15 protein-coding genes are annotated in these 14,795 nt (G+C 73.2%); 5 read left to right on the top strand and 10 right to left on the bottom strand.

All coding sequences use genetic code 11. The features are described 5' to 3' along the window. Positions 1-41 precede the first annotated feature (41 nt). Positions 42-740, top strand: coding sequence for a ribonuclease H (locus ACH4UM_RS28715; RefSeq protein ID WP_398185292.1), 699 nt, complete (start codon positions 42-44; stop codon positions 738-740). A 106-nt stretch (positions 741-846) separates the two neighbouring features. Here ACH4UM_RS28715 and ACH4UM_RS28710 read toward each other — a convergent pair whose 3' ends face one another. Further along, a complete protein-coding gene (locus ACH4UM_RS28710; protein WP_398185289.1) occupies positions 847-1,671 on the bottom strand; it encodes a tyrosinase family protein in 825 nt (274 codons plus the stop codon). A 33-nt stretch (positions 1,672-1,704) separates the two neighbouring features. Next, a complete protein-coding gene (locus ACH4UM_RS28705; RefSeq protein ID WP_398185286.1) occupies positions 1,705-2,094 on the bottom strand; it encodes a tyrosinase cofactor in 390 nt (129 codons plus the stop codon). Between the two features lie 351 nt (positions 2,095-2,445). Between ACH4UM_RS28705 and ACH4UM_RS28700 the strand changes: the two genes are divergently transcribed. Genes ACH4UM_RS28700 through ACH4UM_RS28690 form a run of 3 tightly spaced genes read left to right on the top strand, consistent with a single transcriptional unit; the run spans position 2,446 to position 5,664 of the window. Beyond that, positions 2,446-3,939: an MFS transporter gene (locus ACH4UM_RS28700; RefSeq protein ID WP_398185283.1), complete on the top strand. Its 1,494-nt coding sequence runs from the start codon at positions 2,446-2,448 to the stop codon at positions 3,937-3,939. Positions 3,940-3,944: 5 nt separating this feature from the next. Beyond that, positions 3,945-4,625 (top strand): TetR family transcriptional regulator, encoded by a 681-nt coding sequence (locus ACH4UM_RS28695; protein WP_398185281.1) that lies wholly within the window; start codon positions 3,945-3,947, stop codon positions 4,623-4,625. Between the two features lie 55 nt (positions 4,626-4,680). Then, the gene (locus ACH4UM_RS28690) at positions 4,681-5,664 is read left to right on the top strand and encodes an aldo/keto reductase (protein ID WP_398185278.1); all 984 of its coding nucleotides are present in this window, start codon (positions 4,681-4,683) and stop codon (positions 5,662-5,664) included. 16 nt (positions 5,665-5,680) lie between these two features. On the opposite strand, the gene ACH4UM_RS28685 is transcribed toward ACH4UM_RS28690, so the two are convergent. After that, positions 5,681-6,025: a hypothetical protein gene (locus ACH4UM_RS28685; RefSeq protein WP_398185275.1), complete on the bottom strand. Its 345-nt coding sequence runs from the start codon at positions 6,023-6,025 to the stop codon at positions 5,681-5,683. Positions 6,026-6,250: 225 nt separating this feature from the next. On the opposite strand from ACH4UM_RS28685, the gene ACH4UM_RS28680 reads away from it, so the two are divergent. Continuing rightward, on the top strand, positions 6,251-6,676 hold the full coding sequence (locus tag ACH4UM_RS28680) for a DUF6328 family protein (RefSeq protein ID WP_398185593.1): 426 nt from the start codon (positions 6,251-6,253) through the stop codon (positions 6,674-6,676). 364 nt (positions 6,677-7,040) lie between these two features. Here ACH4UM_RS28680 and ACH4UM_RS28675 read toward each other — a convergent pair whose 3' ends face one another. The 7 genes from ACH4UM_RS28675 to ACH4UM_RS28645 all read right to left on the bottom strand — a co-directional run bounded on the left by ACH4UM_RS28675 (position 7,041) and on the right by ACH4UM_RS28645 (position 14,769). Further along, the gene (locus ACH4UM_RS28675; RefSeq protein ID WP_398185273.1) at positions 7,041-7,466 is read right to left on the bottom strand and encodes an SsgA family sporulation/cell division regulator; all 426 of its coding nucleotides are present in this window, start codon (positions 7,464-7,466) and stop codon (positions 7,041-7,043) included. A 135-nt stretch (positions 7,467-7,601) separates the two neighbouring features. Next, on the bottom strand, positions 7,602-8,573 hold the full coding sequence (locus ACH4UM_RS28670; protein ID WP_398185270.1) for an LLM class F420-dependent oxidoreductase: 972 nt from the start codon (positions 8,571-8,573) through the stop codon (positions 7,602-7,604). Positions 8,574-8,630: 57 nt separating this feature from the next. Continuing rightward, positions 8,631-10,268, bottom strand: a complete 1,638-nt coding sequence (locus ACH4UM_RS28665; protein WP_398185267.1) for a protein kinase — start codon at positions 10,266-10,268, stop codon at positions 8,631-8,633. A gap of 426 nt (positions 10,269-10,694) precedes the next feature. After that, the gene (locus ACH4UM_RS28660; protein ID WP_398185265.1) at positions 10,695-11,654 is read right to left on the bottom strand and encodes a threonine/serine dehydratase; all 960 of its coding nucleotides are present in this window, start codon (positions 11,652-11,654) and stop codon (positions 10,695-10,697) included. A gap of 81 nt (positions 11,655-11,735) precedes the next feature. After that, positions 11,736-12,773 carry a polyprenyl synthetase family protein gene (locus ACH4UM_RS28655; RefSeq protein WP_398185263.1) on the bottom strand — a complete coding sequence of 346 codons (1,038 nt, stop codon included), beginning with the start codon at positions 12,771-12,773 and terminating at the stop codon, positions 11,736-11,738. Next, on the bottom strand, positions 12,770-13,894 hold the full coding sequence (locus tag ACH4UM_RS28650; RefSeq protein ID WP_398185260.1) for a tetratricopeptide repeat protein: 1,125 nt from the start codon (positions 13,892-13,894) through the stop codon (positions 12,770-12,772). Before ACH4UM_RS28650 ends, ACH4UM_RS28655 begins: the two co-directional genes overlap by 4 nt. A gap of 197 nt (positions 13,895-14,091) precedes the next feature. Next, on the bottom strand, positions 14,092-14,769 hold the full coding sequence (locus ACH4UM_RS28645) for an AIM24 family protein (protein WP_398185257.1): 678 nt from the start codon (positions 14,767-14,769) through the stop codon (positions 14,092-14,094). Between the last annotated feature and the right edge of the window lie 26 nt (positions 14,770-14,795).

The raw sequence follows: 14,795 nt of genomic DNA, 5'->3' as shown, positions 1-14,795 counted from the left end.
CTGGCCCCGGGGCCCCGTCCGGGCGTGGCATGATCGAGGTCATGCGTGAACGTGTGGTGGCCGCGTGCGACGGGGCTTCGAAGGGAAATCCGGGTCCGGCGGGCTGGGCGTGGGTGGTCTCCGACGACGCCGTGACCCCGGACCGCTGGGAGGCCGGTGAGCTCGGCACCGCCACCAACAACGTCGCCGAACTCACCGCGCTGGAGCGGCTGCTGACGGCGACCGACCCGGGCGTGCCGCTCGAGGTCCGCATGGACTCCCAGTACGCGATGAAGGCCGTCACCACCTGGCTGCCCGGCTGGAAGCGCAACGGCTGGAGGACGGCCGCCGGCAAACCGGTCGCCAACCAGGAACTGGTCGTACGGATCGACGAGCTGCTGGAGGGCCGTTCGGTCGAATTCCGCTATGTGCCCGCCCACCAGGTGGACGGCGACCCGCTCAACGACTTCGCCGACCGCGCCGCCAGCCAGGCGGCGACCGTGCAGCAGCCCGCGGGCAGCGCCCTCGGCTCGCCGGAGCCGCCGCCCTCGCCCGTCGCCCCCGCCTCGGCCGCCCCGCGCCGCCGCGCGAACGGCGCCGGGACGGCACGGCAGCGCGGCGGCGGTTCCGCGTCCCGCACGATCAAGGCGAAGTTCCCCGGCCGCTGTGTGTGCGGCCGCCCCTACGCGGCCGGCGAGCCCATCGCCAAGAACGACCAGGGCTGGGGCCACCCGGAGTGCCGCACGGCGGCCGCCGGGTAGCGGCGCCGGCGGGCCGGGCGCCGAAGGGTGCCCGGCCGCCGCCCGGTCCGGCGCATTCGGTCCGGCGCATTCGGTCCGGCGCTCGGCCCGTCGCTCAGGCCGTCGCTCAGTCCGTGTCGAAGGTGTAGTGGGCGGTGTGGTCCAGCAGGTCCGCCGGGGTCACGTTGTTCCACGGCTTCATGGTCTCGTGCAGGTCCACCACGTCGGGCGTGCCGGCGGCGGGCACGTAGCCGGAGCCCGGGTGCCGCCGCTGCCACTGGGCCCACAGCTTGTCTATGTAGGCGTGGTGCAGCCAGAAGACCGGGTCGTTGGGCGACACACCGGTGGCCATCTGGCCGCCGACCCATACATGGACCCGGTTGTGCAGATTGACCCCGCGCCAGCCTTCGAGGTGGTTGCGGAAGCCGTCGGAGGCGCTGTTCCAGGGAGCGGTGTCGTACGTGGCCATCGCCAGCACCGAGTCGACCTCCGCCGGGGTCGGCAGCTCTCGGACGCTCGCGCCGAGCGAGCGGCGCAGATAGGTGCGGTTGTCCACGCGGACGGAGATGGGCCAGTTGCCGGAGGAGGCCGCGAAGGGGCCGTCCATCACCCGGCCGTCCACGCTCCGCCCGGTGCCGCCCAGGAAGTCCGGTGCCCACAGCGAGGCACGGGCCGTGCGGTCGGTGCTCCAGTCCCAGTACGGCAGCGCGACGGAGGCGTCCACGGACTGCAGCGCCTGCTCGAACTCCAGCAGGAATCTGCGGTGCCAGGGCAGGAACGACGGTGAACGGTGGCCCGTCCGCTCGCCGTTGTCGGTGTCGCCCATGATGAAGGCGTTGTGCGTGGTGACGAAGGCGTCGTAGCGGCCGCTGCGCTTGAGCTCCAGTACGGCGGCGACGAAGCGCCGCTTCTCGTCGGCGGTCAGGGTGGCCTGGTTCTTGCGTACGGTCATGTGCGGGTGCTCCGGATGTCCTTGCGGGGGCGGTCAGTTGGCCGGGAACGGGACGAGTCGCGCGCCGCGCAGTTCGTCGACCGCGGCCCGGGCGGCGGCCAGCGGGCTCGCCACCGGGTCGTAGTGGCTGACGACGCTGATCCAGGTCCCGTCCGCGTTCTGCATCACGTGCAGCTCGGCCCCGTCGACGAACACGGCGTAGCCCATGTCGCCCATGCCGTGGTGGTGGCCGCCGCCGCTGGACGGCCGGCCCTGTATGCGGCGGCCCTTGTAGACCTCGTCGAACGGCTCGGGGGAGCCATGGTGGTGGGCGTGGGGTTCGGCGGCCGACGCGCGGGGCGCGGCGGCGACCGTGCCGACGCCGGCGGCAGCGGCGAGGGCGGCCGTGACGGTGAGCGCGCGGCGACGGCTGAGTTCCGGCATACGGGACCTCCTGGGTGGGTTCGGGTGGAGACCCCGCATGCCTATCGGCCCGCCGGGAAGCGGGAGAAATCGCCGGGAAGGGGTTGGCTGCGATCCGGACAATCGCGTACATGCCGTACAAGTTTGAACGAAGATGATCTTGCTGTGCGAGATGCCCGAGAATGGCCGGAAGGGGGAATTCCTCTCCCTGGTACGGGTGTTCCGCGTGTTCTTTGGCGACGGGACCCGTCCGGAGTGGCGCCGCTCACGCGCGGAAACTGACGCGATTGCAGGGTCGGGGTGGCGTTGGTGAAGAGGTGTTCACCCGATATGGTGAATTGACATTCACCTCCGCCGCCCGCTGGAGCGCCGATGGAGCAGCCCGCACCGATGTCCGACCCGGCCGGCTTGCGCGGCGAGGCCACCCGCCCGAGGGACCGGTTCACCATCCCGGTGCTGGCGTTCGGCGGCATCCTCATGGCCGTCATGCAGACCGTGGTCGTACCGCTGCTGCCGGACCTGCCGCGACTGACGGGCGCGTCCCCGGGCGCGGTTTCCTGGACGGTCACCGCGACGCTGCTGTCCGGGGCCGTACTCACCCCGGTGCTCGGCCGGGCCGGCGACATGTACGGCAAGCGGCGGGTGCTGACGGCCGCGCTCGCCCTGATGACCGTGGGCTCGGTGACGTGCGCGCTGTCCTCCGACATCGGCGTGCTCATCACCGCCCGCGCGCTGCAGGGCGCCGCGGCGTCCGTCGTACCCCTGTCGATCAGCATTCTGCGGGACGAACTGCCGCCGGAGCGCCGGGGTTCGGCGGTCGCGCTGATGAGCTCCACCGTCGGCATCGGCGCCGCGCTCGGTCTGCCACTGGCCGCGCTGGTCGTCCAGTACGCCGACTGGCACACGATGTTCTGGCTGACCGGTGCCCTGGGTGCCCTCGGTGTGGCGGCGGTGTGGTGGGCGGTGAGGGAGTCGCCGGTGCGGGAACCGGGGCGGTTCGACGTGCTGGGCGCGCTGGGACTCGCCGCGGGGCTGGTGTGCCTTCTGCTGGGCGTGTCGCAGGGCGGCCAGTGGGGCTGGGACAGCCCGCGGATCCTGGGTCTCTTCACCGGTGCCGCCGGCATCCTGTCCGGCTGGTGGTGGCAGCAACTGCGCGCCCGGCGACCGCTGGTGGACCTGCGGCTGGTGTTCCGGCCGAAGGTCGGCCTGTCCCATGTCGCCGCCCTGCTCACGGGCTTCGCGTTCTACGCCAACTCCCTGGTGACGGCCCAGCTGGTGCAGGCGCCGAAGGCCACCGGCTACGGACTGGGTCTGTCGATCGTGGCCACCGGTCTGTGCCTGCTGCCGGGAGGTGTCACCATGCTGCTGTTCTCGCCCGTCTCGGCCCGCATCTCGGCGGCCCGCGGACCGCGGATCACCCTCGCGCTCGGGGCCGCGGTGATCGCCTGCGGCTACGCGGTGCGGATCGCGGACAGCCGCGACCTGTGGATGATCATCCTGGGTGCCACGGTGGTGGCGACCGGCACCACCCTCGCGTACTCGGCGCTGCCCACCCTGATCCTGCGCGCCGTCCCGGCTGCGCAGACCGCCTCCGCCAACGGCGTCAACGTCCTGATGCGCACCATCGGCCAGGCCACCTCCAGCGCGGCGGTCGCCGCGGTCCTCGTCCACCACACCGCCCCGGCCGACGGCACCCCCGTACCCACCCTGCACGGCTACCTGCTGGCCTTCGCCATGGCGGGCACGGTCGCCCTGGCCGCCTGCGCGGCCGCCCTGACCATCCCCGGCGACACATCCTCCGCCGGCTCCCGCCGCGCCACCCAGCACACCCCGAACCCCCGCGACGAGGCCCTGGAGGAAGCCTGACCCCCATGCGCACCACATCCGGCACCCCCGTCCCCGAAAGCCCGGCCCGGCCCGCACCCGGCGGCAAAGTCCCGCCCGGTTCCGGCGGTGGCGCCCCGTCCGCACCCGGCGGCGGCGTTCCGTCCGCGGCCGCCCGGCGGGACGCCGAGGCGACCAAGCAGGCGATCCTCAAGGCGGCCCGGTACTTTCTGGCGCGGCAGGCACACGGGGACGTCACGGTCAAGGCGATCGCCGAACGGGCCGGGGTGAGCCCGCCGCTGGTGCTGAAGTACTTCGGCTCCAAGGACGGGCTGTTGGCCCGGGTCATGTCCTTCGAGGACGACGCGGGAGGCCTGCTCGACGCGCCGCTCGACGACCTCGGCCGGCACCTGGTCCGCCATGTTCTGGAAAGCCAGCGCGACCGGGGTGCCGACCCCGTCCTGCGGATCGTCTTCGCGCCCCTGCACGGCGAGCGCGGCGACGTCCTGCGCGCCAACTTCCGCACCCAGGTGACCGAACGCCTCGCCGAACGCCTCGGCGGCCCCGACGCCGCCCTGCGCGCCGAGCTCGCCGTGGGCGCCCTGCTCGGTCTGGGCGTGATGTACGGCATCGCGCGCGGACCGCGGCTGCGCGCGAGCGCGGTCGACGAGATCGTCGAGCGGTACGCACCCGTGGTGCAGTCGCAGTTGACGCCCCTGCCCGGGTGAGCGGCCGGAGTGGTCGGTTCCGGGCACGGAGGCCCCCGGGTGACAGACTGACGCCATGGACGAACGTGAATTCGGCAGGTCCCATCAGCACGCCTCGGCCGTCGGGCTCGGCACCTGGCAGCTGGGCGCCGACTGGGGCGACGTGGACGACAAGGAGGCCCTGCATGTGCTGGAGGCGGCCGCCGAGTCGAGCGTGACCTTCTTCGACACCGCCGACGTCTACGGCGACGGGCGCAGTGAGCAGACCATCGCCGGCTTCCTGCGCACCCGCCCCGACCTGCACGTGCTGGTCGCCACCAAGATGGGCCGGCGCGTCGAGCAGGTCCCGGAGAACTACGTTCTGGACAACTTCCGCGCCTGGAACGACCGCTCCCGGCGCAACCTCGGAGTCGACCGCGTCGACCTGGTGCAGCTGCACTGCCCGCCGACGCCCGTCTACTCCACCGGCGCGGTCTTCGACGCGCTGGACACCCTCGTCGAGGAGGAGCGGATCGCTGCCTACGGCGTCAGCGTGGAGACCTGCGCCGAGGCGCTGACCGCGATCGCCCGGCCGAACGTGGCGAGCGTGCAGATCATCCTCAACCCGTTCCGTATGAAGCCCCTGCGTGAGGTGCTCCCAGCCGCCCGGGACGCGGGTGTCGGCATCATCGCCCGGGTCCCTCTCGCCTCGGGGCTGCTGTCGGGCAAGTACACCAAGGACACCGTCTTCCCCGCCAACGACCACCGCACCTTCAACCGGCACGGGGAGTCCTTCGACCAGGGCGAGACCTTCTCCGGTGTCGACTACGCCACCGGGGTGGAGGCCGCGGCCGAGTTCGCAGCGCTCGCCCCCGAGGGATACACCCCGGCCCAGCTGGCGCTGCGCTGGATCGTTCAGCAGCCGGGTGTCACCACCGTCATCCCGGGTGCCCGCTCCCCGGAGCAGGCACGGGCCAACGCGGCCGCCGCCAAGCTGCCCCCGCTGACCGACGAGATCCTCGCCGCGATCGGCGATCTCTACGAGCGCCGGATCAAGGACCAGGTCGAGGCTCGCTGGTGACGGAGCCGCCGGCCGATCACGGCTCCAGGCGCAGCTGCCGCTCCTGCTCCTGGTCACCGGCGGCCGCGCCCTCGTCCTGGGCCGTGAAGGCGTGGGTGAGCGTGTCGCTCGCCCTCCGCACCGCCTCGGGAGTGCCCTGGACGGTGACGTTCACGGGCGCGGAGAGCCGGCCGCCGTCCCCCGCCCCGCCGGGCGCCCCCTCGGTCCTCTCCCCGGAGAACGTCGCCGTGCGCACGGTCGCCCTCTCGTCGCCGGGGAACCCGTCCGGCGACCCGAAGACCTCCTCAAGGACCCTGACGACCGCCTGCGCGTCGGCGACAGCGCCGCCGTCGAGCGTCACCGTGAGCTGCGTGCCGGGCATCGACCGGAACCTCCTCGAGCGGGCTGTCTGCGTCACCCGGACCGTGTAACCGCGGGCCGCTCCCTCAAACAGATGTCCGACCAGGCGGGATTCCCGTCTTCTCGGGGAACCCTGTGTGTTGTGGGGCGGAGTTCGCGGAAACGGGAGGGCGGCGGCACAGTGACGGGAAAAGACGTGGACAGGCGCCGGGGGCGCAACGAGACCGAGGAGGAGAGAGCCGACCGCATGTGGGGGGAGCTCATCCAGGAGGTGCGGGTCGCTCAGACAGGTGTGCAGATCCTCTTCGGCTTCCTGCTCACCGTGGTGTTCCAGCAGAAGTACGACACCCTCGGCCACACGGACAAGGTCATCTACATCGTCACCGTCGTCCTCGGCGCCACCGCGACGGGCGCGCTCATCGGACCGGTGTCGCTGCACCGTCTCGTCTCCGGGCGCCAGGTCAAACCCCAGGCGGTGCGCTGGGCCTCCCGGCTGACCTTCGTCGGCCTGGTGCTGCTGCTGGCCACCATGACCGCCTCACTGCTGCTGATCCTCAGGGTCGCGACGCACGACGGCTTCGTGCCCTGGCTGGTCGCGGTCGTGGTCGTCTGGTACCTGCTGTGCTGGTTCGTGCTGCCCCTGTGGACCCGGCACCGGTACACGTCCCGGTGAGACCGGGGGCCGGGTGAGGACGGCGAGCCGCCGGTCGTGAGCCCGGGCCGCGGCCGCCCACTCCAGACCGGGGGTCTCGCGGACCCGGTCGCCGACAGGGACCCGGTCTGTCGGCAGGCGCTGGACCGACGCGCGGACGCCCGGCCCGGCCACCACCCCGGGCAGGGGGGCGGGCAGGACACGGCGCGGGCCGGGGCGCGCGGCGGGCGCGCCGAAGACGGCGGGCGCGCCGAAGACGGCGGGCGCGCCGAAGACGGCGGAAGGGACGAAGACGGCGGACGGGGCGGGCTCGAAGCCGGGAGAGCCTCCTCGTGGCCGGGGGGCGCGGGGACGGCGTGAGCACGGCCACTCATTGGCGGTGCGCTCAGCCCCCCGCGATGACCTCCGCCAGGAAGTCGTCGGCGCCGAACTCCTCCGTACCGGGCGCCACCACCTCGTGCGTCTCCCGCAGGAAGGCCGCGACGGCCGGCGCCCACACGAACACCGCCGCGTGGTGCCGTCCCCCGTCGGGGTGGGAGTTGCCGTAGAACTCCATGCACAGCTCCTCCGACGGGCCGGACGACACGGGACGGAAGTGGACGTCGCCGAGTCCAACCGCCCGTGTCAGCCCGTCGCCGAGCATCTCGCGGTCCAGGGTCCACCGGGCGAGCACCCGGCCGTCGTGACTGAAGACGACCGTGACGGCGAACGGGTCGTCGGCGTCGTAACCGAGGTGCGCCAGCACGGGAAAGCGATCCGTGGCGCCCGCCTGCAACTGCACGACCACGGTCTTGTGCACGTAGGAGTTCACGAGAGGGACCCTCCGGGGACATCAGGACGTAGAGCCCTCTAGTACCCCCGAAACGCGCGAGATGCTCAGGCATCCGGGTGAAAGTCCCCAGCGGCGCGGCGCGGCGCGGGGCGGGGCGGGGCCCCGCCCGGCCGGTCAGGCGAAGGCGTCGCGCAGTGCCGGCAGGAGGGTCTTCGCCGACCAGTCCAGGTACGTCTCCTGCGACTCGCCGCCGATCTGCACCAGCGCGATCTCGGTGAACCCGGCCTCGGCGTACGGACGCACCGCCTCGACGAAGGCCTCCGGGTCGTCGCCGCACGGAATGGACCCGGCCACGTCGCCGGGCCCGACGAACCGGGTGGCCGACTCGAACGCGTCCGGATGCGGCAGTTCGGAGTTGACCTTCCAGCCGCCGCCGAACCAGCGGAACTGCGCATGCGCGCGTTTGACGGCCGTGTCGCGGTCGGGGTCGTAGCAGACGGGCAGCTGGCCCACGCGCGGCTTGCCCTCGCCGCCGAGCCGGTCGAAGGTCTCAAGCAGACCGGTATCGGGCTCGGTGGCGATGACCAGGTCTGCGAGATGGCCCGCGAGCCTGCAGGACTGTTCGCCGGAGACGGCGATGCCGATGGGCGGCGGCTGGTCCGGCAGGTCCCACAGCCGGGCCGAGTCCACGTCGAAGTGGGCGCCGTGGCGGGTGACATGGCCACCCCGGAACAGGGCCCGGATGATCTCGACGGCCTCCTCCAGCCGTTCGTGGCGTACGTCGACGGAGGGCCAGCCGCCGCCCACGACATGCTCGTTGAGGTTCTCGCCGGAGCCGAGGCCCAGCCGGAACCTGCCCTCGCACAGCAGTTGCAGCGTCGCCGCCTTCTGTGCCACGACCGCCGGGTGGTAGCGGAAGGCCGGGCAGGTCACGTACGTCATCAGCGGGATGCGCGAGGTCGCCTGGGCTGCCGCGCCGAGCACCGCCCACGCGTACGGCGAGTGGCCCTGCGAGCGCAGCCACGGAAAGTAGTGGTCCGAGGTCACCGAGAAGTCGAAGCCGACCTCCTCGGCCCGCACCACATGGCCGACCAGTTCACGGGGACCGGCCTGCTCGGTCATCATCGTGTATCCGATTTGCACCATGACGGCCGAGTCCCCGGACGATGTGCCCGAAAACGGCGGATCGGCCGATCCGGCCGGTCAGACCGCCGCCGGCCGGAAGGTCCTCAGGAAGACGCTCAGGGCCTGCTTGTTCGTGGCCGCGCCGAAGTCGTCGGCGGGGGTGGTCCAGCGCAGCGAGAAGCCGCGGCGGCCGCCGAGGAGGAAGCCGCGGCCGAAGGTGTGCACCCGCTGGTCCCCGGTCCCCGACAGCCACTCCATGTCGGCGCCCTTGTGCCCCTGGTACGTCGTCGCGCGGATGGCGCCGATCCGCCCGTACCCGGGCTGCCGTTCCAGACCCGGTTCGACGTCGTCCCGCCAGACGGCGACCGGGTCCGGGCCCACGCGGGTGCTGTAGGTGACCGCGAGGGTGCGCTCTTCGCCGCTGGTGCCGAATACGACGCGGTACGCCTGGTCGGGTGCGCGCACGGTCCGCAGCGGCTGCCACCCGGCGGGAAGGGCGATGGAGAAGCCTTCCGGGGCGTTGTAGAGGCGGTAGCCGGACGGCAGGCCCGAGGCCGGGGACGAGGGAGAGGAGGGAGAGGAGGGAGAGGAGGGAGAGGAGCCGGGGGTGGTGGGCGGTGACGGTGTGGCGCCTGCGGGCCGGCCGCCCGGTGCCTTGGCGGTGGCGGAGGTGGAGGCGGAGGGAGGTTCGGTGGCGCGGGGGGCGGCGCCGGAGCCCGAGGTGCCGGTGCCGGGCAGCTGATGGGTCACCGCCAGGACGGCCACCGCGACGGTGACGACGGCCAGGGTGGTGCCCACGGTCATGGTCCGTCTGCTCCAGGTCCGGCCCGCCTCGCGGGCCGCGGCGTACGCGCCGCGCAGCCGGGGCCGGGGGAGTTCCCGCGCGACCATGTCGGGGTTCTCGCGCAGGACGCGGGTGAGCGCCTCCCGGACCACCGGACGGGTCAGCCGCTCCCGGGAGTCCTTGCGCAGGAGGCCCTGCACGGCCTGGGTGAGCGCTCCGGCCCGCACCGGGCTGCGCAGCGGCAGCCGGTCCACGGCCCCGAGCGTGGCCTCCGGCCCGCCCCGGTCGCAGTACGGCGGGTGCCCCTCGACCATGGCGTACAGCATCGCGCCCAGCGCCCACAGGTCGGCCGCAGGTCCGATGCGCTCGTCGCGGGCCTGCTCGGGGGAGGCGTACGCCGGTGCGGTGATCCGGGGGGCGAGGGTCGCGCCCGCGAGGCCGAAACCGGTGAGTACCACCCCGCCCTGGTCCCGCACGAACACCTGGCCGGGCCCGAGTTCGCCGTGCGTGATGCCCTCGGTGTGGGCGGCCTCCAGCACGTCGAGGATCTCAAGGCCGATCCGCGCCGCCCGCACGTAGTTGAAAGGGCCCTCCTTGGCGAGGAGTTCGCCCAGCGGGATGCCGTCGATCCACTCCGTGACCGTCCACAGCGCCCCGGCCTCCGCCACGGCGTCGACCACCGTGGCGACCCGGCCCGGCCGCAGCAGTCCCATGGTCTCGGCGGTGCGCATGATGCGCGCTGTGATCCGGCGGGCGCTCTCCTGGTCGGTGTCGGCCGGCAGCCCGGTCTGGGTCAGCAGGCGGGGACGCTCCGCCGCCACGTCCTCGCCGTACCAGCAGATGTGATTCGTCGCGCGGTGGACGACCTCCAGGAGCCGGTACCGTCCGGCGATCGGCTCCTGTGCGGACACGTGCCCCTCGACCATGGTCATCCCTCGCTGAACCCCCGGCATCACCTTTCCCAGAGGTACGACGGCCGAGACCGGGTCTGTTCAAAGGAACCGCAACCCGGCGGCTGTTCCTGCCTTTTATTCAGCCATTGCCGAGCACGTGTGCGATGAAATCCGTCCAGATCCCGCCCCGGAACGTGTCCGGCCTGCCGAACCCGCCCGGAGGTGCGTCGTTGTGCCGATCGGCCGGTGCACTCACATGACCGAAGGAGCCCCGGGAAGTTCCGATTCCACCCGAGCGGGACCGCCGCGCAATTCGCCCGGCGGAATCCTCCGGGCGAATGCACGGCCACCGACCTGTGGTAACCATCGGTAATCCCGGCCGACGGCCGAATTCGACCCCGCTGACGCCTTTCGATCGCCGATCGCGGAGCGCGGAACACCGCCCGGATCCCCCGGAACACCGCGTCAGCGCAAGCCGAAGCGGTCCGCCCAGGACGCCACGTCGGGAAGCGTCGCGTTGCCCCCGCACACCACCAGCCCGAGGCGGGCCCGGGCGCCGACCCGCTCCCGCACCTGCCGGGCCGCCGGCAGCAGACAGCCCGCGGCCGGCTCGGCCCACACCTTGGCGTGCTCGGCCAGCTCCAGGCAGCCCCGGACGGCCTCCCTGTCCGGTACCACGAGCACCTCGTCGACCAGGGCGGAGACATGGTCGTACGTCAGCCGGGACACCGCCGGGGCGCTCAGCGTCGACACGATGGAGGAGAGGGCCACCGGGACCGGTCCGCCGGCCGCCAGGGCCCTGGACATCGCCTCGGCGCCCTCGGTCTCCACGCCCCAGATACGCACCCCGTCACGCAGCGCGCGCAGCGCCGCGGCGACGCCCGAGATCAGCCCGCCGCCCCCGATGCTGACGAGCACGTCCGTGACCTCGCCGGCGTCCCGCGCGAGTTCCAGGCCGACCGTGCCCTGACCGGCGATCACCACCGGGTCGTCGAAGGGGTGGACCAGGGTGAGCCCTTCGTCCCTCAGCCGGGTCGCCGTCGCGAACGCCTCGTCCATGCCGTCGGTCAGCCGCACCGACGCCCCGGTCTCCTCCACGATCGCGATGGACCGCGCGGGCGCCGACCGGGGCATGACCACCGTGGCCTTCACCTGGAGGGCGGCCGCCATCACCGCGAGTGCGATGCCGTGGTTGCCGCCGCTGCTCGCCACCACGCCCGCGGCCCGCTGCGCATCGTCGAGCGAGAGCAGCTTCGCCGTCGCGCCGCGCACCTTGAACGAGCCGGTGCGCTGCAGCAGTTCCAGCTTCGTGGTCACCGGGACGCCGAGCAGCGCGGACAGTCCGGGGCTCGGGACGGTCGGGGTGCGCACGACGTGCCCGGCGATCCGCTCGGCCGCCCTTTCGATCTCCGAGATGCCGATCAAGGCAGTTCACCTTCCCGGCGCGGGGGTGTTGGTCCGCGCCGCCTCGACCCTCACCCGTGAGGCGGCGCAGGTCAACACGTTTCAGAGGTCACGCCGCAGCAGGAAGGCCGGCAGCGCGCGCAGCTGCGCGGCGGCCGCCGCCCGCAGCGGCACGGCGGCCAGCGCCGTCTCGGCGGCGGCCACGTGCCGGTGGGCCTCGGCCAGTGCCGCGGCACGGCCGCCCGCGGCCTCGATCAGCGCGGCCGCCTCGGTGCCTTCCCCGTCCGACTCCAGCAGTCCGGCGAGGTGGGAGGCGGCCGGGTGCGGGGCGTCGAGAGCGGCGAGCACCGGGAAGGTCTTCTTCCGTTCGCGCAGATCGGCGTGTACGGGCTTGCCCGTGACGGCCGGGTCGCCCCACAGGCCCAGGACGTCGTCCACCACCTGGAAGGCGACCCCGAGGTGCCGGCCGGCCCGGTCCAGCGCGTCGGCCGTCGCCGGGGGCGCCCCGCCCAGCACGGCGCCCAGCGCGGCCGCGCAGCCCAGCAGGGCACCCGTCTTGTGCTCCGCCATCGCCCGGTACTCCGCCGGCCGCACCCGCTCGGGTCCCGTCCAGGGACGCGTGGCGAACAGCAGGTCGTCGGCCTGCCCGCGCAGCAGGTCGGCGAGCGTCACGGAGAGTCTGCGCAGGGCCGCGGTCCCGCCGGGGGCCGCGGCGAGCGTCTCGACGGCGAGCGCGAACAGGGCGTCGCCGGCGAGGACGGCCGGGCCCGTGCCGTACGCCTTCCACACGGTGGGGCGGCCTCGCCGGGTCGCGTCGCCGTCCATGATGTCGTCGTGCACCAGTGAGAAGGCGTGCACCAGCTCCACCGCCACGGCCGCGGCCACCCCGTCCCGCCCGTCCGCTCCGGCCGCCTCCGCCCCGAGCACCGCGAGCGCCTGCCGTACGCCCTTGCCGCCCGGCGCGGCCGCGGGAGCCCCGCCGACCTCGCACCAGCCGAACGCGTACCCGGCCATCTCACCCACCCACGGATGCAGCCGCCCCACCGTCTCGGCCAGCACGGGCCGCACCAACTCCCGGCACCGCTGCAGCACTTCGGGCACCCCGACCGCGACGGGCACAGCCGATGACACCGCGCTCACCGCCCGTCCTGCGCACTTCCCGCGACCGCACCACCGGCGCCGCAGGTCGCGGCGGCCGCGGTGGGCTCCACGGCGCGGGCCCGGCCGGTCGTGGCATCCGTGAGACCGAGTTCCTCCTGGGCCCGCCGTACCATCTCCCGGGCGTGGCGCAGGCCGATGCGCTCCAGGACGCGGGCCAGGTCGGCGAGTTCGGCGGCCGTCTCGGCCGGGTCGTGGCCCAGGCGGGCGCGGGACTTGGCGAGGCCGAGGCGGGAGAGGGCCTCGCCGCGGGGCTCGCCTATGGCGCGGAACTCCGCAAGGGACTGCTCATAGGTCGCCCGCGCCTGCGCGTACCGCCCGGCGCGGTAGAGGACGTTGCCGCGCATCTTGTGGTTGTACGCCAGCGCGCCGGCCAGCTTCATCGCGCGGCAGCTCTCCTCCGCCTCCGAGAGCAGGGCGAGCGCGCGCCCGGTGTCCGCGTCGCGCACCGAGAGGATGTCGGCGAGACCGCGCAGCGCCCACGCGTGGCCGCGCCGGTCATCGGCGCGGGCGGCTATCCCGGCGGCCTCCTCGAACATCGCGTACGCCGTGTCGTAGGAGCCGGTGTTGCGGTGCATCTGCGCGATTCCCTCCAGCGCCCACACCGTGTGCCGGGCTTCGCCGCGCCGCCGCGCCTCGGCGAGCAGCTGCTCGTGCAGCCGGCCGACGGCCTCGTAGTCGCCCTGGATCCGGCCGGTCTCGGCGAGCCCGGCCAGCGAGTAGCCGCGCACGACGACGTCCCCGCCGCGCTCGCCGAGTTCGGCGGCGAGGCCGAGCAGCCGCCAGGCCAGCGCGAACGCCCCTCGCTGGCGGGCCAGCGTGCCGCCGCTCCACAGCGCCCAGGCCATCGCGGCGGTGTCCCCGGCCTCCCGCGCGGCCCGGTAGCTCGCCTTCCAGGCCCGGTCGGCCTCCCGCACCTGGCCGAGCCGCCGGTGCGCCTCGGCGACCGCGAGCCCGGAGCGCGCCGCCTCGCCCTGCCGCCCGGCCCGCTCGGCGGCCGCCAGCTGCTCTCTCCCGGCGGCCAGGACATCGGTCAGCGAGGAGTTCACGGACAGGGAGGTGAGGGCGCCCTGGTACTCAGGGGCGAATGCCTTGCCGTACATGCGTACCTTTCTATACACGATGTGTATACATGGTGTGTATAGCGCGTCGGAAACCGGCCCTGGCCCTCGTGGACCAGGGCGGTCGGCTGTTGCTGTTGCTGTTGCTGTTGCTGTTGCTGTTGCCGATCAAGACGCGGGTACGGGCGCCGGGGTTGCCCGTGCGGCGCAGATCACCTTCCGGGCGGTGCTCAACTCCCTCAGTGCTGCTGGGGTTTGGGCGGGGTCGCCTCGCTGGGCCGGACGACGACGTACCCTTCGCCCTGCAGGGTCAGCTGCACCGCCTCGCCGGACCCGCCGCGCAGCATCGAGCCGATCGACTGCGAGCGGTGCAGGGATGTCCGGAGGTGGGCCGTCCAGCCGACGACCGCGTCCGTGTCCACGTACACCGGCTGCTGCGGCGTGACCGGTATGACCAGCGGGTTGCCCTCGCACACCAGCCCCAGCCGCCCCTGTCCGGTGAACACGCTGTTGAACAGCCCGCCACCGGCGATGCCCGAACCCTTGACCGTCTTGATGGTGTACGACAACGACGGGTCGAAGCACAGGACGTTGCGCCCGTTGACGGTGAACTCGTCGCCCGGGTCGACCTCGACGACGAAGCAGTTCTGGGCCTCGTGCGCGAACCAGGCCTCGCCCCGTCCGCGCACGGCCATCAGCGGCAGTCCCTCTCCGGTGACCGCACGCTTGAGCATGCCGCCCACGCCCTGGCCCTTGCGTTCGAACTGCAGGTTGCCGCGGAAGGCCACCATCGAGCCCTGGCGGGCGAACATCTCGCCGTCCACCGCGTATCTGACGCACTTGGCGTTCTCGACGGTCATGCCCGGCGCGGTCGCGGGCTGCACCACGTGCTCACTGGAAAAGAGATCACCCTTCATCCGGGCATGGTCGCCCGGAGAGGACG

The organism is Streptomyces sp. NPDC020801, assembly GCF_044334385.1.
GTDB lineage: Bacteria > Actinomycetota > Actinomycetes > Streptomycetales > Streptomycetaceae > Streptomyces.
The sequence above is the reverse complement of the archived record's forward strand: the minus strand, read 5'-3'. Positions and strand labels throughout refer to the sequence as shown.